Here is a 23,489-nt window from a genome sequence, read left to right as displayed (position 1 = left end):
GTCCAACCTTCCTGGGATGTCGCTGCGTGCAGGGATGCGGGCGGGTCAGCGCCCTGCGTCGAGGTAGCGGAAGATCTCGTCGTCGGAGGCCGCGTCGAGCGCCGCCGCGAGGTCCTCGCCCGAGCCGCCGGTGGACGCGCCGTTCGGGGACGGGCCGTCCGCCCCCTGGTCGAGCCGGGTCAGGAACGCGCGCAGCCGGTCGGCGAACCGGGCGCGCGCCGCCGGGTCGCCGAGCGCGCCGAGCGCCGCCGCCTCCAGGCGTTCCAGGTCGTCCAGGACGCGCCGGTCCGGTTCGGCATCGGGTGCGAGCGCGGTGCGCAGGTGCTCGGCGAGCGCGGCGGGGGTGGGATGGTCGAACAGCAGGCTGGACGGCAGCCGCAGGCCGAGCCGGCCGCCGAGCCGGTTGCGCAGTTCCACCGAGGTCAGCGAGTCGAACCCGGCGGACTTGAAGGTCTGCTCGGCGGTCACGGCCGAGCCGGCCGGACGTCCGAGCACGGCGTCGGCCTCGGACCGGACGAGCGCGGCCAGCGTCTCTCGCTGCGTCTCGACCGGCTGCCCGACCAGCCGCTCGGCCCAGTCCTCGGTGGTACCGGCGGTCGGGCGGACGGGACGGGACGAACCGCCCGCCAGTTCGCGCAGCAGCGGGTTGCCGCTCGTCCTGGCCGTCCCGAGGTCGATCCTCGCCGTGACCAGGCCGGAGACCGGGGCGTCCCAGGCCGCGTCGAGCAGGGCGAGCCCTTCGGCGGCGGGCAGCGGGACCATCCCGGCGCGGGACATCCCGGTCGCGTCACCGCCGCCCAGCGCGGCGGCCATGCCGCCGTCCTGCTCCCACGGCCCCCACGCCAGCGACAGCGCGGGCAGCCCGGCCGACCGGCGCCGCCGCGCGAGACCGTCAAGGAACGCGTTGCCCGCCGCGTAGTTGGCTTGCCCGGCGTTGCCGAACACACCGGCCACCGAGGAGAACGACACGAACGCCGCGAGATCGTGATCGGCGGTGAGTTCGTGCAGGTGCCAGGCGGCGTCGGCCTTCGGGCCCAGCACCTTCGCCAGCCGTTCGGAGGTGAGGTTCTCCACGGTGCCGTCGGCAAGCACGCCTGCGGCATGAACGACGGCCGTGAGCGGACGGTCCTCCGGAATGCCGTCGAGTAGCCGTGCCAGCGCGTCGCGATCGGACGTGTCGCAGGCGGCGATCTCGACGTCCGCGCCGAGTTCGCGCAGTTCGGCGGCCAGCTCGTCCGAGCCGGGAGCCTTGGCGCCGGAACGGCTCGCGAGCAGGAGACGCCGCGCGCCGTGTGCGGTGACCAGGTGCCGGGCCACGAGCGCGCCGAGCGCTCCGGTACCGCCGGTCACCAGGACCGTCCCGGACGGGTCCGGACGCCTCGGCAGCGTCAGCACGATCTTCCCGACGTGCCCGGCCTGGCTCATATGCCGCATCGCGGCGCGGGCCTGCCGGACGTCCCACGCGGTGACCGGCGGCAGCGGCAGCGCGCCCGCTCCGAACAGGCCGGACAGCTCCGCCAGCATCTCCCGCACCCGGTTCGGCGGGACGCGGGTGAGGTCGAACGGCCGGTACTCGATCCCCGGATGCCGCGCGGACATCTCGTCCGCGTCCCGGAGGTCGGTCTTGCCCATCTCCAGGAAGCAGCCGCCGCGCGGGAGCAGGCCGAGCGAGGCGTCCACGAAGTCGCCCGCCAGCGAGTTCAGCACGACGTCCACGCCCGCGCCGCCGGTCGCCTCGCGGAACCGGTCGGCGAACCCGAGCGTCCGGGAGTCGCCGATGTGTGCGTCGTCGAGGCCCTGACCGCGCAGGACGTCCCATTTGCCGGTACTCGCGGTGCCGAACACCTCCGCGCCCCAGTGCCGCGCGAGCGCCACCGCCGCCATGCCGACGCCGCCCGCCGCCGAGTGCACGAGGAGCCGCTGCCCCGCGCGCAGCCCGGCCAGGTCGGCGAGCCCGTGGTAGGCGGTGAGGAACGCGACGGGCACGGACGCGGCCTGCGCGAACGTCCAGCCGTCCGGGACGCGGCAGAGCAGCCGGTGGTCGGTGACCGCCACCGGGCCGGCCGCGCCGTCGAACAGGCCCATCACCCGGTCGCCGACGCCGACCCCGGACACGTCCGGGCCGACCTCGGCCACGACGCCCGCGCCCTCCAGGCCGATCTTCGGCCGTCCCGGGTACATGCCGAGCGCGATGAGGACGTCCCGGAAGTTCAACCCCGCCGCGCGCATCTCGACCCGGACCATCCCGGAGGCCAGTTCGGTGTCGGCTTCTGAGGAGGGGACGGCCGCGACCGCGTCCAGCGAGCCGGGTGTCGTGACATCGACGCGCCATGGCGTCCCGTCGTCTGGTGGGACGACGTCGGCGGTTCGATCCGGGCGCGTCAGCCTCGGGACCAGCACTTCGCCGTCGCGGATCGCCATTTCGGGCTCGTCGGGGAGAGCGCCGGAGGCGAGGCGGCGGGCCGATTCGTCCCGTCCGTCCAGGTCGATGGGGATGATGCGGCCGGGGTTCTCCGAGCGCGCGGCGCGGAGCAGGCCGAGCGCGGCGGCCTGGGCGAGGTCGGTCACGGTCTCGCCTTCACGCGCGGCGACGGCCCCTCGCGTGACGACGGCGAGGCGCGCGTCCGCGTGGGTTTCGTCAGCCAGCCACTCCTGGACGAGGGCGAGGACGCGGCTGGTCACCTCATGCGCGGCGGCCTCGGGGGAAGTGCCGGGAGACGCCTTCGGGCAGTCCACGATGACCAGTTCGGACGGCGTGACGGCGTCCGCGTTCTCGTTCGCTGTGCGCCAGGTGATCTCGAAGATGCCGTCGGGGGAGCCGGAGCGGCGCGGCGCGAGAAGCTCGGCGCGGGCTCGGCGAAGGGACAGCGAATCGACCGAGACGACCGGGCGGCCCTCCGCGTCGGCGAGGCTCAGCGTCACGGCGTCCTCGCCTGCGTTCGCGGCCCGGAGGTGGGCCACCGGACCGGCCGGCCGGTGGAGGGTGACGCCCGTCCAGGTGAAGGGAAGCCGGACGCCGCCGGATTCAGGCCCGTCCAAGAGGAACTGGTGAAGCGCCGAATCGAGCAGCGCGGGATGGACGGCGAATCCGGCGGTTTCGGCCTCGTCCGGAAGGGCGAGTTCGGCTGCGAAACCGTCCTCGCCGGGCACGCGCCAAGCCTTCTTGAGGCCCTGGAACACCGGCCCGTAGTCGTACCCGAGATCGGCAAGCCGTTCGTAGGCGTCCGCGAGGGGGATCGGTGTTGCCCCGGCAGGCGGCCAGGACGCGTCGGTTGCCGGGCGCTCGCTTTCGGACGGACGCAGCAGACCGGACGCGTGCCTAGTCCATTCGCCTTCGTCAGGACGGGAGCGGACGACGAAGGCCCGCGCGCCGTCCTCGTCCGCTGGCTCGACGACGACCTGGAGCTGCACGGCCGTCTCGTCCAGGACGACGAGCGGGACTTCCAAGACGAGTTCGTCGATCCGGTCGAGACCGAGGTCGTGCGCGGCCGAAAGCAGCAGGTCAACGTACGCGGTCCCGGGCAGGATCACGGTTCCGAGGACGGCGTGGTCGGCCAGCCACGGCGTGGTCGCCGCCGACAACCGCCCGGTGAGGAGCAGCCAGCCGTCCGGCAGGTCGGCCGCGCCGCCGAGCAGCGGATGCCCGGTCGGCCGCAGCCCTGCCGTCCGCACGTCGCCGCCGCCTGCCGGGACCGTCCGCCAGTACCGCTCGTTCTGGAACGGATACGTCGGCAGATCGACAGGCGTGCTCGCCTCGCTGTACAGAGCCCGCCAGTTCACCTCGACGCCTGCGACATGCAGGGAGCCGAGCGCGGCGAGCGCGGATTCCGCTTCTGGTCGTCCTGGCCGCAGCGCCGCCGCGAGCGCGAAGTCGCCGCCGTCCGGTAGAGAATCCTCGGCGAGTGCGGTGAGCGTGCCGTCCGGGCCGAGTTCCAGGAACGCGGTCGCGCCGTTCTCGTGCAGGCACCGCACGCCGTCAGCGAACCGGACGGCTCCGCGCACATGCCGCACCCAGTAATCCGGATCGGCCAGCTCGGCCGCGGACGCGATCCGTCCGGTCACGTTCGACACGATCGGTATGCGGGGTTCGTGGTACGAAACGGACGCGGCGATCTCGCGGAACTCATCCAGCATCGAATCCATGTGGGCGGAGTGGAACGCGTGGCTCGTCCGCAGCACGCGCGTCCGCCGCCCCCGCTCCCGCCATGCTTCGGCGAACGACCGAACGGCCTCAGCGTCGCCGGACAGGACGACCGAGCGCGGCCCGTTCACCGCCGCGACGTCCAGCCCGCGCAGGTCGCCGGGCAGTTCGTCCTCGGCGGCCTCGATCGCGACCATCGCGCCCCCGGCCGGGACGGCCTGCATCAACCGGCCGCGCGCCGCGACCAGCCGGCACGCGTCGGCGAGATCGAGCGCGCCCGCGACATGCGCCGCGGTCAGCTCGCCGATCGAGTGCCCGACCAGCAGGTCCGGCGTCGCGCCCCAGCTCTCGAAGAGCCGGTAGAGCGCCGTTTCCAGGGCGAAAAGCGCGGGCTGCGTGTAGGCGGTCTGATGCAGGAGGCCGTCGTCCTCGGCGAACATCACCGCACGAAGCGGGCGTTCAAGATGCGGCTCGAAGGCTGCGCAGACCTCGTCCAGCGCGGACGCGAAGGCCGGGAACGCCTCGTACAGCTCGCGCCCGGCCCCGGCCCGCTGCGAGCCCTGGCCGGTGAACAGGAACGCCGTCTTGCCGGGCGCTCCCGTCGCCTCGCCCACGATCACATCAGCGGACGATTCGCCCCGAACCAGCGCGCGGAGCCCGTCCCGGAGCGCGTCCAGTCCGGTGCCGACGACGACCGCGCGATGCGCGAACTGCGCCCGCGACGTCACGAGCGCACGGCCGATAGCTGCGGGCGAAGCCTCCGCGATCGAGGCCAGCCGCGCGGCCTGGTCCCGCAACGCCTGCGGCGTGTGCGCGGACAGCGGCCACGCCACCGCGCGCGCCTCCGGTTCCGGTGCGGCCGGGACCGGCACCGGCGCGGCCTCCATGATCAGGTGGGCGTTGGTGCCGCTGATCCCGAACGACGAGACCGCCGCGCGGCGCGGCCGGTCGGACTCGGGCCACGGCTGCGTCTCGGTGAGCAGCCGCACGGCTCCGGCGTCCCAGTCGACGTGCGGGCTGGGCGCGTCGATGTGCAGGGTCTTCGGCAGGACGCCGCGCCGCATCGCCCCGGCCATCTTGATGATCGCGGCGACGCCCGCCGCCGCCTGCGTGTGCCCGATGTTCGACTTGACCGACCCGAGCCACAGCGGACGGTCGCGTCCGGCGCCGTAGACGGCCTGCAGCGCACCGGCCTCCACCGGGTCGCCGAGCGCGGTGCCGGTCCCGTGCGCCTCGACGGCGTCCACGTCCCCGGGCGCGAGCCCGGCGTCGGCGAGGGCCTGCCGCAGGACGGCCCGCTGCGCGGTTCCGCTCGGCGCGGTGAGGCCGTTGCTCGCGCCGTCCTGGTTGATCGCCGAACCGCGCAGCACGGCCAGCACGGGGTGCCCTTCCCGCAAGGCGCGCGGCAGCGGTTCGAGCACCAGCATCCCGACACCCTCGGCCCAGGACGTGCCGTCAGCGGCGGCGGCGAACGCCTTGCAGCGCCCGTCGGCGGCCAGCCCGCGCTGCGTGCTGAACTCGACGAACATCCCGGGCGAGGACAGGACGGTCGCGCCGCCCGCCAGCGCCATCTCGCAGTCGCCGTCCCGCAGCGCCCGGATCGCCAGGTGGACGGCCACCAGCGACGACGAGCACGCGGTGTCCACGGTCAGCGCCGGGCCGTTGAGCCCGAGCGTGTAGGCGATCCGTCCGGACGCGACGCTCGGCGTCGTCCCGGTCAGCACGTATCCCGCCTCGCCGGTCCCGGCCTCGTGCATGCGCGGCCCGTAGTCCTGCGCCGTCGCACCGACGAACACGCCGGTCCGGCTGCCCGCGAGCGAGGTCGGCGCGATGCCCGCCCGCTCGACCGCCTCCCACGCCGTCTCCAGCAGCAACCGCTGCTGCGGGTCCATGCCGAGCGCCTCGCGCGGGCTGATCCCGAAGAAGGACGGATCGAACCCGGCGGCGTCGGCGAGGAAGCCGCCCTGCGCCGAGTACGTCGTGCCCGGACGGTCCGGATCCGGGTCGAGCAGCGCCGCCGGGTCCCATCCCCGGTCGGACGGGAACGGGCCGATGACGTCCCGGCCCTCGGCGACCAGATCCCAGAACTCCTCCGGCGATGCGACCCCGCCCGGATACCGGCACCCGATCCCGACGACCGCGATCGGGATGCCGTCCGACCGGGCCGCCGTCGCGGCGTGCGAGGCGTCGTCGGGTTCCTGGGAGATCCGCTCGGCCAGCGCGCGCGGCGTCGCGCATTCGTAGACGACCGTCTCCGGCAGCGCGAGCCCGGTCGCCTCGGACAGCGAGGCGGCCAGCTCGACGCCCATCATCGAGTCCAGGCCGAGATCGCTGAACGCGCGTCCCGGCTCGATCCGCGAGGCGTCCGCGTGGCCGAGCACGGCGGCCGTCCGCTCCCTCACCAGCTCCAGCGGATCGTCGATCCGGGTCGGCGCCGGCTTCTCAACGGCCGGCCGCTCGGTCGGTTCGTCGTCCAGCCAGTAGGAGCCGCGCTCGAACGCGTACGTGGGCAGCCGCACCGAACGCGCGTCCCGTCCGGCGAAGACCTTGTCCCAGCCGACCGGCGCGCCCGAGCAATGGGCTTGGGCCAGCGCGGTCGTGAGCGTTTCGGTCTCGTCCCGACGACGCCGTGCCGTGGGGATGACGACCGATCCGTCCCCGGCGGACGACCGGGCCAAGGGTGCGAGCACCGCGTCCGGCCCGATCTCGACGAACGTCCTGACCCCGGCGGCGCTGAGAGCCGTGATCCCGTCGTGGAACCGGACGGCCTCCCGGACGTGCCGGACCCAGTAACCCGGGCGCGCCAGCTCGTCCGGCCGCGCGATGCGTCCCGTCACGTTCGACACGATCGGCATCGCCGCGCGCCGGAAGGACACGCTTTCCGCGACCTCCCGGAACTCGGTCAGCACCGGGTCCATGTGATGCGAGTGGAAGGCGTGGCTGACCCGCAGCCGCGTCGCCGACCGGCCCCGGTCCCGCCAGTGCGCGGCCAGCTCCTCGATCGCCTCCTCGTCCCCGGACAGGACGGTCGACATCGCGCCGTTCACCGCCGCCACCGCGACCCGGTCGGCGTTGCCCGCCAGGGACGCCGCGACCTCGTCCTCGCCCGCCCGGACGGCCAGCATCGCGCCGCCCTCCGGAGCCGCCTGCATGAGCCGTCCGCGCGCTTCGACCAGCACGCACGCGTCCGCGAGCGGCAGCACACCGCCGACGTGCGCGGCGACCAGCTCGCCGATCGAATGCCCGATCAGGAAGTCCGGCCGCAGATCCCACGTCTCCAGCAGCCGGTAAAGCGCCACCTCGAAGGCGAACAGGGACGTCTGCGTCACCGCCGTCTGGTTGAGCCGCGCCGATTCCGGGGTCTCGGAATCGGCGAACATCAGCCGTTTCAGCTCGTCACCCAGGCCGTTCCCGAAATGCGAGAGAACCTCGTCCAGAGCGTCCGCGAAAGCCGGGACAGACGCATAGAGATCGCGTCCCATCCCGGCCCGCTGCGAGCCCTGACCGGAGAACATGAACGCCGTCGCGCCCGCAGGCTCGGGGACGCGTCCCCGGACGAGTCCGGCCGCCGTCCTGCCCTCCGCCAGCGCTTCGAGCCCGGCCAGCAGCGCAGCACGATCGGTCCCGACAACGGCCGCTCGGTGCTCGAAGCTCGTGCGCGTCGTCGCCAAAGCCGCCGCGAGATCGGCGACGTCAGTGTCCTCGGCCACGGCGTCCCGCAGGCGGGCCGCCTGGCCGCGCAACCCCGATTCGGTCCGCGCGGAAATCAGCCAAGGCAGCGCACGCAACGACGGCGCGCCATTAGCAGCATCGACCGGAGGAGCATCCGTCAGGACGAGGTGGCAATTGGTCCCGCCCATTCCGAACGAACTCACCCCGGCGAACACCGGCCCGCCAGGCCACGGCTCGGCGGCGGTCTGCACTTTCAGGTTCAGGTCGTTCAGGGGGATGTCCGGATGCGGTGTCTCGAAGTTCAGGCTCGGCGGCAGCACGCCGTGGCGGATGCTCAACACGGCCTTCAGCAGACCGACGATGCCCGCCGCGCCCTCCAGGTGCCCGACGTTGGTCTTCGCCGACCCGACCCGCAGCGGCGAGCCCGGTTCCCGGGCCGCGCCCAGCACCGCGCCGAGCGCCGCCGCCTCGACCGGATCGCCGCGACGCGTCCCGGTTCCGTGCAGTTCCACGTACCGGACGGCCGCCGGGTCGACGCCCGCGTCCTGGTAGGCGCGGCGCAGCACGTCCTGCTGGCCTTCGACGCCCGGGACGGTCAGCCCGCTCGTCGCGCCGTCGTTGTTGACCGCGCCGCCGAGGATCACCGCGAGGACGCGGTCGCCGTCCGCCAGGGCGCGGCCCAGCGGCTTCAGCACGACCGCGCCGCCGCCCTCGCCGCGGACGTAGCCGTTGGCGCGCGCGTCGAAGACGTAGCACTCGCCGTCGGGGGAGAGGCCGCCGAACCGCCGGGTCGCGACCGCGCTCTCGCCGAGGATGTTCAGGTTGACGCCGCCCGCGATCGCGACGTCCGACTCGCCCCGGCGCAGGCTCTCCATCGCCATGTGCACCGCGACCAGCCCGGACGACTGGCCCGCGTCCACGGTGAGGCTCGGCCCGCGCAGCCCCAGCGCGAACGACACCCGGTTCGCGATGACGCTGCGGTGGGAGCCGGTGACCGTGTGCGCGGTGAGGGCGTCCGCGCCGCGCCGGTAGGCGAGCGTCGCGTAGTCGTCCCAGATCGCGCCGACGAACACGCCCGCGCGGGCGCCGCGCAGCGCGGCCGGGACGATCCCGGCGTCCTCCAGGGCCTCCCAGCCGAACTCCAGCATGAGCCGCTGCTGCGGGTCCATCGCCGCCGCCTCGCGCGGGGAGATCCCGAAGAACGCCGGGTCGAACGCGTCCAGGCGGTCCAGGAACGCGCCGCGCTCCGGCGCCCCCGGCGCGTCCCACCGCCCGGGCGGGACGGCCGTGACCGCGCTGCGGCCCTCCGCCAGCAGCCGCCAGAACGCCGCCGGGTCCGGCGCGGACGGGAGCCGGCACGCCAGCCCCACCACCGCGACCGCACCCCGCGCCGCGATCGCGTCCTGACGCGCGTCCGTCCTGCCACCCGCCAGACCGCCGGCGTTTTCGCTCATGCTCCGGAACCCCTCCCGCGACGCCTCGGGCCCGAGCCGACGCCGTGCCCACGCGGACAGGCTCCCGGCGCCCGCTGAACGGACCGTCGTCGCGGTATGGACGCGCGCTAGAGCGGCCGGCGGGAGGCGCCGCCCGCGCGGCTCGACCGGTCCTCGACCCGCGCTCGCCCCGCAGGCCGCACGGTGTGCGCGTGATCCAGATCGTGCCCCGCCGGCTGCTGCCCGCCGCCGGCCCCGCCCGCCCCGGGTGGTTCGTCACCCTGTTCCTCACCGACATGTGGGAGCGGTTCAGCTTCTACGGGATGCAGGCGATCCTCGTGCTGTACGCGGCGGCGCCCGCGTCGCGCGGCGGCCTCGGCCTGCCGAAGAGCGAGGCCGCCGCGCTGTTCGGCGTCTACATGGCGACGCTGTTCATGCTGGCGCTGCCCGGCGGCTGGCTCGGCGACCGCGTGCTAGGCGAGCGCCGCGCGGTCGTGTGCGGCGCCGCGACCGTCGCCGCCGGGCACTACTGCATGGCCGTCCCGGTCCGCGCCTGCACCTTCCTCGGCCTGGCGCTCATCGCGCTCGGCACCGGCGTGCTGAAACCGAACATGAGCGGCCTGCTCACCCGGTTCTACGGGCCGGGCCAGGAGGTCCGCCGGGAGGCGGCGTTCGCCGTCTTCTACATGAGCATCCAGGTCAGCGCCCTGCTCGCGCCGCTGGTCACCGGCTACCTCGGCGAGCGCGTCAACTGGCATGCCGGGTTCGCCGCCGCCGGGGTCGGCATGACGTTCGGGGTCGCGCAGTTCGTCGTCGGCTCCCGGACGTTCGGAGAGGTCGGCGGGCGCCCGGCGCGTCCGGCGACACGGCGCGAGCTGCGTTCCGCCGGACGCGTCGCAGCCACCGTCGTCGGCGTCGCCGCCCTGCTGCTCGGCGCGGACGCGGTGGCCGGCACCCTCGCCGTCAAGCACGTCCTGATCGGCCTCGGACTGGTCGTCATGGTCGTCCCGCCGCTCGGCTACCTCGCCGTGCGCCGCGATCCCGCCCTCACCCGCGCCGACCGGACCCGGCTCGGCTCGTTCCTGTGGCTGTTCCTCGCCGCGTCGCTGTTCTGGATGGTCGTCGGGCAGGCCGGATCGCTGCTGAACCTGTTCGCCGACCGCCACACCGACCGCGACATCGCCGGGTTCACCGTTCCGGCCGCCTGGTTCCAGTCCCTGACGCCGCTGTTCATCCTGCTCGCCGCGCCGCTGTTCGCAGCGGTCGCGCTGCGCCTGGGCGCGCGGGCCGGCGTGCGGCGGAAGGTCTGCACCGGTCTCGCGCTGGCGGGCGGCGGCTTCCTGGTGATGTCGCTGGCCTCGATGTCCGCGGCGGACGGCGTCCGCGTCACGCCGCTCTGGCTCGTCGCGGTCTACCTGCTGCACGCCTGCGGGGAGATCGTGCTCGGGCCGTCCGGGATGAGCGCCGTCGCGGATGCCGCGCCCGTCGCGTTCCGGGGCCGCGTCATGGGCCTGTGGTGGCTGTTCAGCGCGCTCGGGATGGCGGTCGGCAGCCGCGTCGTGCTGCTCTCGGACGTCCTGCCCGCGCCGCTCTACTACCTGGTCTTCGGCCTGCTGCCGCTGCTCGCCGCCGCCGCGCTCGCAGGCCGCGGCCGCCGCGCGCGGGTCCTGGCGTCCAGCGCCTGACCTCCCGCTGGACGGGCGGGACCACCGTCCGTCCAGCGACGCGCGAGGACGCGACGAACGTGGGATCCGCCGCTGGGGGGAGGGGGGCGGATCCCACGCGTTCAAGGGGCCGTCGGTCGGTTCGGGGACGGCGTCAGCCGAGCGGCTCCAGCTCGCCGGCCCGCTCGGGAGCGGGCGCGGCCGGCCTGGCGAGGCGGCCCGGGAGCCAGATCCGCCGCCCGAGGTCGAACGCCAGCGCCGGGAGCAGCAGCGACCGGACGACCACCGTGTCGAGCAGCACGCCGAACGCCACCGCGAAGCCCATCTGCACCATCGCGGCCAGCGGCAGCGCGGTCAGCACGGCGAACGTCGCGGCCAGCACGAGCCCGGCCGAGGTGATCACGCCGCCGGTGACGGTCAGGCCGCGCACGACCCCGCGCCGCGTCCCGGACCGCTCCGCCTCCTCCCGGACGCGGTGCATGAGGAAGATGTTGTAGTCCACCCCGAGCGCGACCAGGAAGATGAACGCCAGCAGCGGGAACGACGCGTCGCTGCCGTCGAATCCGAACCCGTGCTTGAAGACGAGCGCGCTCACCCCGAGCGAGGCGAGGAACGAGAGCACGACCGTCGCCATCATCAGCAGCGGAGCGACCAGCGCCCGCAGCAGGACGGCCAGGATCAGGAACACCACGGCCAGCACGACCGGGATGATGACCTTGTTGTCATGCGCGGCGGCGCGCCTTGTGTCGAGGTTGACGGCGGTGGTCCCGCCGACCTGGGCGGTACTCCCGACGGCCTTCCGCAGCCGGTCCACGGTGTTCTGCGCGGCCCGGCTGTCGGCGGGGTCGCGCAACGTCGCCTCGTACCGGACGAGCCCCTGCGCGCTGGTCGGACGCCCCACCTCCGCGACACCCTCGGTCGAGCGCAGCGTGGTGGCCAGCCCCGCGGCCCGGGACGCGTCGCCGATGACCACGGCCGGAGCGCCGGACCCGGCGGGAAAGTGCCGCGCGAGGGCCTCCGCGCCCGTCACCGAGTCCGGCTTGGTGACGAACTGGCCCTTGTTCGACAGGCCGTTGGCCGACAGCGAGCCGAGCCCGAACGTCAGCGCGAGCAGCACCACCGACGTGCCGATCCACAGCAGCCGCGGACGCGCCGCGACGAGCCGTCCGACGCGTCCCCAGAGGCCGTGCTCGCCCTCCAGCCGCGTCGCCGCGTCGTAGCGCGGGACGAGCGGCCAGAAGATCCACCGGCCCAGCACCACCAGCAGCGCGGGCAGCAGCGTCATCATCGCCGCGAGCGCCGCGATCACGCCGGCCGCCGCGACCGGGCCGAGGCCCCGGTTGCTGTTCATCGTCGCGGCGAGCAGGCACAGCAGCCCGACCGCGACCGTCCCCGCCGACGCGAGGACCGCCGGACCCGCGCGGTGCAGCGCCGCCGCCATCGCCTCGTGCCGGTCCTCGTGCCGCCGCAGCTCCTCGCGGTACCGGGCGACCAGCAGCAGCGCGTAGTCCGTCGCGACCCCGAACACCAGGACGGTCAGGATCCCCGACGTCTGCCCGTTGAACGTCAGCCCCGCGTACTTGGCGAGCAGGTACACCGCCGACTGCGACAGGCCGAGGGCGAACACCGCGCTCAGCACCGGCACCAGCCACAGCAGCGGGCTGCGGTAGATGAGCAGCAGCAGCGCGATCACCACACCCGCCGCGACCATCAGCAGCAGGCCGTCCATCGAGCCGAACACCGCGCTCAGGTCGGCCGCGCCGCCCGCCGGGCCGGTGACGTGCGTCTCCAGCCCGTCCGCGCCGCGCGCCGCGATGTCCCGCGCCGACGTCACGGCCTTCTGCGCGTCGTCCTTGTTCACCGGGACGAGCGTCCGCAGCGCCTTGCCGTCCGTCGAGCGGAACGGGCCCTGCGCCTGCCCCGCGCCCGGCAGCCGCGCGAACGCGGCGGCGTCGGAGCGCGCCTTGGCCTGGTCGGCGGGGGTGATGCCGCCCGCCCGCTCGTAGACCACGACGGCCGTCACGGGCTCGCCGGAGTGGAACCGCTCGTCCAGCTTCACCACCTGCGTGGACTGCGCCCCCGCCGGGAGCCAGCTGGCCGCGTCGTTCTTCTGGACGTCCTTGAGCCGCCCCGAGAGCGGGCCCAGCGCGACCAGCAGGACGATCCAGAACGCCAGCACGACCCATTTGGTGCGCCTGCCCGAAACCAGCGCGGCCAGGCGGCCGCCGGGACCTTTCCGGCTCCCGTTCACGATGGTGCCTCCTCAGCTCTCGGCTCAGGCGTCCATCGTGTTCCGGCGCCTCCGGCCACCGCGTCGGGCCGAGGATTGCACCCTGCCTACATATTGCGCTGTAAGGCTCCCGCCGCCCTTACATCCTGAGATGTACGAGCCCGGGAAGTCGCGTCGTCACAGGCTGATGTCGAAGTCCCGGGCGGTCAGGGGGACGGCGTCCCCGAGCTCGTTGTCGAACCGGAACCGGTGCTCCATCGCGATCCGCATCAGCTTCAACAAGTCCTTGACCTGCGCGGACTTCCGCCGGACGCCGTCTGCGGCGGCGATCGCGCCCAGATGCCCGGGCTCCACGGCGGCCAGCGGCTCCTCGGCGAGCCGCGGAAGCCACCCCACCCGCAGGTCGTACAGGACGGCTTCGCCGAGCGCGTTCCCGACCGCCAGGAACTGCCCGCTCGGGGCGACGGTGACGGTGGTGGCGGTCCGGAGCACCTCGCTCCGGACGGTCTCGCGCTCCCGCATCGACTCGGCGTCGGCGAAGTGCAGGTGGCCGAACTGGGCGACCGCGACCAGCTCGCCGGTTCCCGGGACCGTGCAGACGCCCCCCATCCCGTTCACGTTCAGCTCGGCCTCCTTGACCAGCCGCCCACCGTCCCGGCGCAACCGGGTGACCAGGCCGAACTGGTCGGCGCAGACCAGCTCGTCGGCGGACGCGAACGCGGCGCACGCGGCCACCCGGCGGGCCTTCTGCCGGGCCGTCCAGCCCTCGGCCGGATCGGCCAGCACCAGCGACCGGCCGAGCACCGCCAGCCGCCCGGACGGCCGGTGCGCGGCGATCGCGCGTGCCCAGTCGCCCTCGTCCAGCCCGAACGCCGTGACGGGACGCCGGACGATCTCGTCCGCCCCCGGCCTCCCGGTCAGCAGGTGGCCCGATCGCGTCGCGGCGGCGAACGACCCGGCCTCGTCCGTCAGGGCGAGCGAGGTCACCGAGCCGTTCACCTGGGCGAGGACCGAGCGGCCGCCGTCCGCGCACTCCACGATGCGGCACGGACGGTCCGGACCGTTCGTGCGCTCGGCGGCGATCACCCGGCCGCCCCCGACGTGCAGGACGCTCCCGACCGACGAGGCGAACCCGGTGTAGCGCTCCACCAGGCCCGCCTGCGCCAGGTCGATGACGCCGGCGGCGCGTCCGCTGCCCGCGACGGCCAGCAGCGGGCCGTCCGGCGCGAACGACATGTCGTTGATGCGTGTGGAGCCGAACCGGACGGTCGCCAGCCGCACCGCCCGCGGCCAGCCGTTCTCGCGCATCGCCTTCGCCGCGCTCGCGAGCCGCTCAGGTTCGCGCCGCAGGTACGCCTCGAACAGGCGGCGCCCGTCCTTGCCGTCAGGCCGCCACTGGCCGAACAGCCGGATCAGCTCCACGCCCGTGACGACCGAGACGTCCTGGACGAGCGTCCACAGCGCGGTCCACTCGGCGCGCTCGGCGAGCTGCTCGGCGAGGTGGCGGATCTCCTCCTTCGCCAGCCGCGGCAACCGCCCGCGCCGGTCGGCGCCGACGACCACGTTGACCAAGTCGAGCTGCCCTTCCGAGCGCATCGCCCGCTGGAGCGGCAGGCGCAGCTCGGGAACCGCCGACGCGTAGGCCAGCGACAACAGGCTGCCGTCCGGGTCGATCGCGCGGTACTGCTCGCGTTGACCGGTGAGCAGGAAGAAGGCGGCCCGTTTCACCGGGTCCTTGGGCGCGAGCCGATGCCGCTTGCAGAGGAAGGCGAGGCCCTCGTCCGTCAGCGCCGCTTCGCAGACCTCGTCGAACAGCTCCTGGTCGCGCAGGGCGAGGATCCGTTTTTCGGCGATATCGGACAGCGGATGTTCCAGACGGGCGAGCGCGCGGACCACGGCCGTCCGGTATCCAGGGGTCAGCGGAAGGTCCGGTGCCGTGCCGAGCGCTACGAGCGTCAGCGGCGCGTCGTCGCCACTCTCAGCCGGACGCCCCCACCTGCGCAGCGTGCGGAACAACTCGTCGCCGGGGGAGCGCAACCACTCGTCCCATAGCTGGTCCAGGGTGTGCGACCGGGGCGGTGCCGGGTTGCGCAGCAGCATCGTCCGCAGTGCCGGGTTCGTTGCGGACGCTCGCCAGAGCGCATCCAGAGGATCGCCCTCGGCCTCCAGGCAGTAGGCGGCCGCGTTTTCGCGGATGTCGGCGTCTTCGTCGTCGAGCAGTGCCGGGAGGTGCGGGATGTCGTCCAGTTGAAGGTGCGTGCCGAGGCGTCCGAGCAGGGCGAGCGATTGGGTGCGAGCGGGATTTCCGTCCGCTATCGCGCCGAACTCGATGACCCGGGCGCGAAGACCGGGTTGCCGCGTCCGGGACCAGGCCAGCGCGAGCGCCGCGGAAGCGTCCGGATCCTGGTCGCGCAGGCGAGCGCCGACGAAGTCAAGGGCCTCGGCGTGGGCGCTGTGCGCGCTGTCGCTCGCGATCGCGATGACCGCCTCGCGCGCGGACGCGTCGCCGCGCGCGGCGGCCCCGAACAGCCGGCGTGCGGCCCGGCGCGACCGCCATCCGCGTCCGTCCGCCGACAGTGCGAGCCATCGCTGCGCGCGTTTCCCTGCCCTGGCTTCGCTGGAGGTCACGAACAGATCTTCGCGCGGCGTACGCGCCGTCGTGAAGTGGGACAACCGGACCTCCCCGACCAAGCCCGAGACCCGAGAACATAACCGACGACTCCGCGCCCCGCTCAGCCCGCACGGCGGTTCATGGCCGGCATCCCGCCACGAGGACGTTCGCCAACGGCATCCCCACGTTCCCGCAGGAAGGCGCGTCCCCGCAGGTAGCCGAGCGGGACGTCCCGGGATGCCGCCGGGATGTCCCGCAAGGTCGTTCCGGGCTTGTTCTCCTCGGCCGGAGGATCCGAAGCTCCGGTCATGCGCCTCCACCCGTCGGCTCCGCTGCTGGCCCTGGCCCTTGCGGCCTGCTCGGCAGGCACGCCGCACCGGTCACCGACCCCCGCCGACCTGGCCCTCCTCGATCGCGCGGAGAACGCGTTGATCGCCGGTTGCATGCATGCCCGGGGCTTCGTGTATTGGCCGCCCCCTCCGCCGGCGGAAAGCCCTCCCAAGGACTTCCCGTACGTCATCGACGACGTCGCATGGGCACGCGCACACGGTTACGGCATGGCCGACCAGCTGCGCATCATGCGAGCCCACGCAGCGAACCCGAACACCCGCTACGTCGCCGCCCTGCCCCCGGACCGCCGGCGCGCCTACACCCTCGCCATGGACGGAAGCGGACGTGCGGACCGGGTGCTGTCCGTCCGCCTGCCCAGCGGCGTCACCCTGCACCGGACCACCGACGGCTGCACCGCCCGAGCCAAGACCCGCCTCTACCGCGACCTGAACGGCTGGTTCCGCGCCGAAGCGATCATCGACAACATCTCCGCCGAGGTCCAGCCGAAGGTCCGCCACGACCCCCGCTACACGGCCGCCCGATCCGCATGGTCGCGGTGCATGGCGGCCCTCCACCACCCCTACGCCGGGCCCGAGGAGATCCGAGCGCGGCTGGGCCACCTGTCGTCCGACCCGTCAACCGAGGAGGAGCGCGAAACCACCCTCGCGGTAGCCGAAGCGACCTGCGCGAAGTCAACCGGCTTCGGCGCAGCGGCGACCGCTCTGGACCGCGAGTACCGAACCGCGGCCACCGACAACGAGAAGTCTTCCTTCCAAACCCGGCAACGCCTGCGAGCGGCGGCCCTGCCCCGCGCCCAGGCACTCCTGAACGACCACACCTGAGCCTCAAGGAGGCCCCATGCTCACCCGACGACGCACCCTGCTGGGCGCCCTGACCATGTCGGCGGCCACAGCGGCCGCCACCCTGCTGTCGGCCGGCCCGGCCGCGGCCGAATACAAGGGCTACGGCGGAATCATCGAACTCTGCCCGCGCGGCGACTTCTGCGTCTCCGACGACTACAACGGCTACAGCGGCAACGTCTGGGGCTGGTACGGCAGCGACCGCGACTGGTGGCTCAACGACGGCGGGGCCAGCGGCCCGAACAACCGCGACAACTCCTGGTACAACCACGGCAACGCCGACTACTACGACCACGTCATCGTCTACAAGTACGGCAACGGCGGCAGCGGCGCTCCGTCCACCCCCACCATCTGCCTTCCACGCGATGACTTCGTCAACGGCCTGAACGAACCGGGCGCCGCCCACCAGGGTTCAGCCCATATCTGGACCCACACCTGCTGACGCGGACCACCCGGGAGGCGGGCCCCGTGTCCGCCCGCCTCCCGCCCGGCGCCGGGCTCACTGCTCCATTCGCCGCGGTCACCTGAAGGATCAGATGTCGCGGGTGGCCCTTCGGATCAGCAGCACCACGATGACGATCGCCACGATGACCAGGATCGTGATGGTGAGGCCCAAGCCCATGCCGCCGCCGTGGGAGTGGTAGTAGTGGTGATGCCCGATGCGGTGCCTGCGGGGGCGGGTCAGGGAGTTGGCGAGGGACGCGGCGAGGGGATGACTCAAGGCAAAGCTCCTGGCTGGGGATCTGGTCAGCGCTTCGACGCAGCGCGGTCACGCTCGGTTCACACCGACTACGGATCGATCGAGAGCGCGGCCCTTGCGGGCCCCGGATTTCATCGCCACGGCGAACGGGGACGGGCTGGAAGGCAAGCCTCCGGCCAAGACCGGACGGATTCGCGGCGCGGGGGAGGATCTTCCGCCAGCATGAGCGGGTGCTGATCCGGATCACGCTCGCGCTGGCCCTCGTGCCCGCCCCTCCGGCCGCTGCCGTCCAGCGGGTCGCTCCTGGTGTCGTCCTGCGGAACGTCCAGGACGGGCGGATCCTCGGGACGCTGGTGGAGATCGACCTGAAGCGGGCGCGGACCGGGCTGCTGCGACCTGCCGCCGGTCATCCCCGAGCGCGCGTTTCGGACATGGTGAACGCGGCGCACGCCGTCGCCGGGGTCAACGGCGACTTCTTCGACATCTCCGAGAGCGCCCATCCCGGCGTGCCCGCGACGTTCGCGCCGGACGGTCCGGAGGTGTCCGGCGGGCGCGCGCTCCGCGCCGCCGTCCCGGACGGGCAGCGGTTCGGCCCTACCGCGCCGCCCGGGACGTCCGGCACGGTGATCGGTGTCGACCGGCGCGGCACCGGACGGATCGGACGCCTCACGCTGACCGGGACGGTCCGCGTAGGCAGGCAGACGATCCGCCTAGGCGGCCTCAACCAGTACGCGCTGCCGGTCGGTGGAGTCGGTCTGTACACGTCCGCGTGGGGGCCGTCCTCGCGCGCCCGCGCGTTCTGCGGCACCGACGTGTACCGCAACGCGCCTTGCACGCTCCAGACGGCTGCCGTGGTCGTCCAGGGCGGCAAGGTGGTGGGCACGAACGACTCCGGCGGGCCGGTCGCACGCGGCGTGAGCCTGCTGCTCGGACGCGAAGGGGGCGCGGTGAAACTGCAAGCGCTCCGTCCCGGTCAGAAAGTGCGGATCTCCGCGAAGCTGACGGGTCGCACCCGGTTCCGCTACGCGCTCGGCGGCCTGCCGCTGGTTCGTGGCGGTGCGCCCGTGCCGGGTCTGGACGCGCGTTCGCGCAGCCCTCGCACCGCCATCGGCATCGGCCCCGGCGGGCGCCGCATGTACCTGGTGGTCCTGGACGGACGCAACGAGACCGGCTCAGGCGAGACCCCCGCTGAGTTGGCGGCGCTGCTGCTCCGGCTCGGAGCACGCGACGCGCTGATGCTGGACGGAGGCGGGTCGTCCACCGTGGCCGTCCGCATGCCGGGCGAGCCCGCCGCGACCGTCCGCAACAGGCCGTCCGACGGGCGGGAGCGGTCCGTCGCGAACGGCGTCGCCGTCTACGGCTGACCGCGCCGCACAAGAAATCCCTTGGCCCACGCAGGTTGCTAAAAAAGTACGAACGATCGTATGTTTTGTCCCGTGAGAACCCCGACCTTCCCCCGCGGTCATGGCCACCGAGATCGTCAAGGGCCTGGCGCGCGTCTTGGACGGCGGGGCGCGCCGGTGACCATCAAGACGGCCTCCGAGGCGTCCGCAGGCAAGACCACGGAAACGACACCGTGGCGTGCCGTCGCCGTCGTGCTGACCGGCGCGTTCATGGCGATCCTCGACTCGTTCATCGTCATCGTCGCCGGACCCTCGATCCAGGCCGACCTGCACATCGGCGAAGGCTCGCTCCAATGGGTCCTCGCCGGATACCAGCTCACCTACGCCGTGCTGCTCATCACCGGCGGACGCCTCGGCGACCTGCACGGACGGCGCCGCGTCCTCCTCCTCGGCATGGCCGCCTTCACCGCGTCCTCGGTGGTGTGCGCGATGGCCGGCGACGCCGCCACGCTCATCGCGGCGCGGCTCGTCCAGGGTCTCGGGGCGGCGATGATGCTGCCGCAGGTCTACGCCTTCCTGACCGTCCTCGTCCCGGCCCGGGACCGGCACCGCGCGTTCGGCGTGCTCGGCATGGTGATGGGCCTCGCCGCCGTCGCGGGCCAGCTCGTCGGGGGAGTCCTGATCGGATCCGACCTGTTCGGCTCGGGCTGGCGGTCGGTGTTCTGGATCAACGTGCCGATCGGCCTGGCCACGATCGGGCTGGCGGCCCGGTGGCTCCCGGAGTCCACGGCGCCGCGTGCGCGCCGCCTCGACCTGCTGGGCGTGGTCGTCCTGAGCATCGCCCTCGCGCTGGTGGCGTTCCCGCTGATCCAGGGACGCCAGGAAGGCTGGCCGGTCTGGGTTTGGGCGTGCCTCGCCGCGAGCGTGCCGGCCTTCGCCGCCTTCGCCGTCCTCGAACGGCGGATCGCCGCGCGCGGCGGCGAGCCTTTGGTCCGGATCGCGCTGTTCCGAACGCGCTCGTTCTCGGTCGGGCTCGTGTTGGTCCTGCTGCTCTACACGGTGGTGACGTCCTATTACCTCGTCCTGTCGGTCTCGCTCCAGGCCGGACGCGGGATGTCGGCACTGGGAGCGGGACTGGTCTACACGCCGTCCGCGGTAGCCTTCTTCTCGTTCAGCTTGCTGGCGGGCCGGCTGGTGCCCGTCCATGGAAACCGGGTGATGGAGATAGGCGCGATCATCCTCACCCTCGGCTACGCCTCCACGGCCGCCCTCCTGCTCAGCGGCGCGCCCTTCACGCCCGCCGTGGTCATCCCGACCCTCGTGCTCCAGAGCGCGGGCGGCGGGCTGGTCATCACCCCGTCCCTCAACAGCGTCCTGAGGCGCATCTCCCCGGACGACGCGGGCGTGGCATCGGGAGCCCTCTCGACGGCCCAGCAGATCGGAGGCGCGCTGGGCGTCGCCGTCATCGGCGCGGTCTTCTTCAGCACCTTCCATCCCGGCCGTCCGCACTCCGCCGCGCACGCCTTGGCAACCGCCTCGCTGGCCACGTGTGCGGCAGCCGCGATCGCGACCGTTCTGGTCTTCCTCCTACGCCGTCCATCACGGCCATAGGAACCAGCTGAACGCAGCCCCTGCCGCGAAGACCTGGCGGCGGGGGCTCAGCCTGGCCCTGGCCTCCTCGTTCAGGACGAGGACGTGTGAGGTGTTGTGCGTTCTTAGCAAACCCGCCGGTCGAGCTTTGGTCAGGGATGAGCAGTGCCGCCGTCGTCCCGCTGCATAAGGTCGGCTCCACCTGATCGGGGCAAAAGGGGCGTGGCGTGGAACCGGTGATCGAGGAACGTCCTGGGTGCAGCAAGCAGGCCCGGCGGTTCGCGCGCTTCATGAGGTACGTCATCCGGCCGATCTTCTTCTACAGCCCGCTCACCCCGGCGATGCTGCGCGCCGCGGTCGTCCTGGACGTCTTCGCGCCGCTCCTGATGCGCCGCGCGCGCGACACCAGGATCGAACGCGTGGACCTGGGCGGCTTCCACGGCGAGTGGGTGCGTCCGGGCGGCGTCTCCGGCTCCGGACGCGTGATCCTGTTCCTGCACGGGGGCGGCTTCTTCTGCTGCGGCCTGCGGACGCACCGCAAGCTCGTCGAGCGCATCGCCCAGCGCTCGGACGCCGTCGCCTTCTCCGTCGCCTACCGCCAGCTGCCGGGCGCCCCCCTGAGCACCTCGATGGCGGACGCCCTGGACGGCTACCGCATACTGCTCGAACAGGGCCACGCCCCGCAGAACATCGTCATCGCGGGCGACTCGGCGGGCGGCTTCCTCGCCTTCACCACCGCGCTCAAGGCCCTGCGCCGCGGCTTCCCCGCGCCCGCGGGGATCGTCGCCCTCTCGCCCATGGTCGACCTCGACCACGAGGCCCGCGCGAGCTACCCCTTCACGACCAAGGACGTCTACATCCCCGTCCACCGCCTGGAGGGCCTGAAGAAGCTGCTCCTGGCTGACGCGATGGACGGCGACCCGCTCCCGTCCCCCTGCGACCAGGACCTCCGCAACCTCCCGCCGGTCTTCATGCAGGTCGGCTCCCGCGAAGGACTCCGCTGGGACGCCGAGCTGATGGCCGAGCGGCTCGCCGCCGCCGACGTCCCGCACCGCCTCCAGATCTGGGAGGACCAGATCCACGTCTTCCCGGCGTTCGCCGGCGTCATCCCCGAGGGCCTCCAGGCCATCGACGAGATCGCGGCCTTCATCCGCGAGACGACCTACCCGAAGCCCGCCGACGCCGCCGCCTGACCAGGGTCGCCGGAAAGTCCGGGTCCTGACCGACGGGCCAGGACCCGGAGCCGATCAGCGTTCCCCGGCGTTGTTCACGATCGCCGCGGTCAGGATGGCCTCGTCGGCGAGCAGCGCTCCCTTGTGCAGCGTGAGCGTCCCGTCGTTGCCGGTCCGCCGGGAGTCGGCGACGACGACGCTGCGCTGGCCGGCGTAGGTGTAGGTGGACGGGTTGATGAGGATCGCCGTCCGGATGCCGCTCTTGGCATCCGTGCGGTAGAGGGACAGGACCTTGCGTCCGGCGAGGTCGGTGACGTGGCCGAGGCGGACGGACTTCGTCCGCGCCAGCGCCCCGTACAGCGCGGCGTTCAGCTTGGACGGCAGGACGGGGTAGTTCTCCATCAGCGCGAGGACGGCTTCGAAGACCTGTGCCTCGCCGTCGCCTTCCAGCGGCGTGTTCACCGTGGCGAGGTTGTGCCTGATGGCCGCGAGGAGCTTGTCGGGATCGGTCGGCAGCGCCTGGAGGTACTTGTAGTCGAGCTCGGCGGGCCATCCGCCGATCTGGCTCGGCATGCCGTTGACGAAGACGAGCTTGCCGTGCTCGAAGCTGGCGAACTTCAGGAAGTCCACCCGGTCCCACTTCTCCTTCACCTGGTGCGTGCCCGGATCCTGCACCTGCGCGCCCGACGGCTTGTCGTGCGAGGTGGTCGTCATCATCCGCGTGTAGACCCACTGGGTCGGCTGCGGCGTCGGAGACCCCTTGGCCAGGGCGGCGGCGTTGAAGGCCAGCGTCATCGGGCTGGTCACCGCCACGAGCCGGACCGAGGGCGACGCACTGGCGGCGGGCGGCGCGTGCCGCGAGTTGCCGGAGCCGAGCGTCGTGGCGGCGACGACCGCGCTGGCCGCGACCGCCCCCGCCAGCAGGCCGCTGAGCAGGACGGGCCTGCGCACCTTGCGGCTCCTGGCCTTCGACGGCCGTCCTGCGATCTCCGCCAGCAGGGCCTGCCGGGCGGCCGGGTACCGGACGTCGTCCGGGACCTCACTGCGCATCTCGGACAGCGTCGCGAGCTCATCCATGGCGGTTCTCCTTCTTCTCCAAGGCGGAACGGATCTTCGTGCGGGCGCGGTTGAGGCGGGACCGCGCCGTCCCCGGGGGGATGCCGAGCACCTCCGCCACCTCGTCCAGGGTGAGATCGGCCCACGCGGTCAGCAGCAGCACGTCCCGCTGGCCCGCGTCCAGCCCGGCCAGGACCGGGGCCAGCGCCCGCGACGTCGCCGAGGCCGACACCCGTCCGTCGACCTGGTCGGCGAACGAGCCCGCATCGGCAAGCACCGGGTCCGCGCCCGTCCGCTGGAGGGCCTTCAGCGCGCGCACCTCGTCCCGGCGATGCCGCCTGATGACGTTGGTCGCGATCCCGTACAGCCACGGCCGCGCGTTCGTCCGGCTCCGGTCGTACGCCGCGCGCCGCCGGAACGCCACCAGGAACGTCTCGCCGACGATGTCCTCCGCGACACCGGGCCCGACGCGGCGGGTGACGTACCGTCCGATCTCTCCCACATGGCGTTCGAAGAGCTCGGCGAACGCGCTCGGATCCCGCAGCGACCGGTCGATGACGTCCGAGTCATCGACCGCCGGCCGTTCCGACGTCTGTCTCACCCAATCCGCCTTCCGTAGATCCTCTGTCACCCCTTCTTGTCCACTCCGTCCCGGACAGGTCCCGCCTCTTTCGCTCCAATCCAATC

The 23,489-nt window shown here is 73.1% G+C and carries 12 protein-coding genes; 6 read left to right on the top strand and 6 right to left on the bottom strand.

Going from position 1 to position 23,489, the window contains the following annotated elements; genetic code table 11:
• Positions 1 to 45 precede the first annotated feature (45 nt).
• Positions 46 to 9,267, bottom strand: coding sequence for a type I polyketide synthase (locus tag FHU30_RS31670; RefSeq protein ID WP_253880720.1), 9,222 nt, complete (start codon positions 9,265 to 9,267; stop codon positions 46 to 48).
• Between the two features lie 191 nt (positions 9,268 to 9,458).
• Between FHU30_RS31670 and FHU30_RS31665 the strand changes: the two genes are divergently transcribed.
• Positions 9,459 to 10,931: a peptide MFS transporter gene (locus tag FHU30_RS31665; RefSeq protein ID WP_253880719.1), complete on the top strand. Its 1,473-nt coding sequence runs from the start codon at positions 9,459 to 9,461 to the stop codon at positions 10,929 to 10,931.
• A 133-nt stretch (positions 10,932 to 11,064) separates the two neighbouring features.
• Here FHU30_RS31665 and FHU30_RS31660 read toward each other — a convergent pair whose 3' ends face one another.
• Both FHU30_RS31660 and FHU30_RS31655 read right to left on the bottom strand, forming a co-directional pair.
• Positions 11,065 to 13,161 carry an MMPL family transporter gene (locus FHU30_RS31660; RefSeq protein ID WP_253880718.1) on the bottom strand — a complete coding sequence of 699 codons (2,097 nt, stop codon included), beginning with the start codon at positions 13,159 to 13,161 and terminating at the stop codon, positions 11,065 to 11,067.
• A 156-nt stretch (positions 13,162 to 13,317) separates the two neighbouring features.
• Positions 13,318 to 15,768 (bottom strand): WD40 repeat domain-containing protein, encoded by a 2,451-nt coding sequence (locus FHU30_RS31655; RefSeq protein WP_253880716.1) that lies wholly within the window; start codon positions 15,766 to 15,768, stop codon positions 13,318 to 13,320.
• 291 nt (positions 15,769 to 16,059) lie between these two features.
• Between FHU30_RS31655 and FHU30_RS31650 the strand changes: the two genes are divergently transcribed.
• A complete protein-coding gene (locus FHU30_RS31650; protein ID WP_253880714.1) occupies positions 16,060 to 16,923 on the top strand; it encodes a hypothetical protein in 864 nt (287 codons plus the stop codon).
• Between the two features lie 16 nt (positions 16,924 to 16,939).
• A complete protein-coding gene (locus FHU30_RS31645; RefSeq protein WP_253880713.1) occupies positions 16,940 to 17,383 on the top strand; it encodes a hypothetical protein in 444 nt (147 codons plus the stop codon).
• Between the two features lie 90 nt (positions 17,384 to 17,473).
• Here FHU30_RS31645 and FHU30_RS31640 read toward each other — a convergent pair whose 3' ends face one another.
• Positions 17,474 to 17,662, bottom strand: a complete 189-nt coding sequence (locus tag FHU30_RS31640) for a hypothetical protein (protein ID WP_253880711.1) — start codon at positions 17,660 to 17,662, stop codon at positions 17,474 to 17,476.
• A gap of 209 nt (positions 17,663 to 17,871) precedes the next feature.
• On the opposite strand from FHU30_RS31640, the gene FHU30_RS31635 reads away from it, so the two are divergent.
• The 3 genes from FHU30_RS31635 (at position 17,872) to FHU30_RS31625 (ending at position 21,767) form a co-directional block, all read left to right on the top strand.
• Positions 17,872 to 19,005, top strand: coding sequence for a phosphodiester glycosidase family protein (locus tag FHU30_RS31635; protein WP_253880710.1), 1,134 nt, complete (start codon positions 17,872 to 17,874; stop codon positions 19,003 to 19,005).
• A 156-nt stretch (positions 19,006 to 19,161) separates the two neighbouring features.
• Positions 19,162 to 20,595 (top strand): MFS transporter, encoded by a 1,434-nt coding sequence (locus FHU30_RS31630; protein WP_253880709.1) that lies wholly within the window; start codon positions 19,162 to 19,164, stop codon positions 20,593 to 20,595.
• Positions 20,596 to 20,801: 206 nt separating this feature from the next.
• On the top strand, positions 20,802 to 21,767 hold the full coding sequence (locus tag FHU30_RS31625) for an alpha/beta hydrolase (protein ID WP_253880707.1): 966 nt from the start codon (positions 20,802 to 20,804) through the stop codon (positions 21,765 to 21,767).
• Positions 21,768 to 21,821: 54 nt separating this feature from the next.
• Here the strand turns inward: FHU30_RS31625 and FHU30_RS31620 are convergent, their stop codons facing one another.
• Both FHU30_RS31620 and FHU30_RS31615 read right to left on the bottom strand, forming a co-directional pair.
• Entirely contained in the window at positions 21,822 to 22,823 is a 1,002-nt protein-coding gene (locus FHU30_RS31620) for a CU044_5270 family protein (protein ID WP_253880705.1), read from the bottom strand.
• On the bottom strand, positions 22,816 to 23,403 hold the full coding sequence (locus tag FHU30_RS31615; protein ID WP_253880703.1) for an RNA polymerase sigma factor: 588 nt from the start codon (positions 23,401 to 23,403) through the stop codon (positions 22,816 to 22,818). Before FHU30_RS31615 ends, FHU30_RS31620 begins: the two co-directional genes overlap by 8 nt.
• Positions 23,404 to 23,489 lie beyond the last annotated feature (86 nt).

Origin of the sequence: Actinomadura rupiterrae (genome assembly GCF_024172125.1) — a bacterium.
Taxonomy (GTDB): Bacteria; Actinomycetota; Actinomycetes; order Streptosporangiales; family Streptosporangiaceae; genus Spirillospora; species Spirillospora rupiterrae.
The sequence above is the reverse complement of the archived record's forward strand: the minus strand, read 5'-3'. Positions and strand labels throughout refer to the sequence as shown.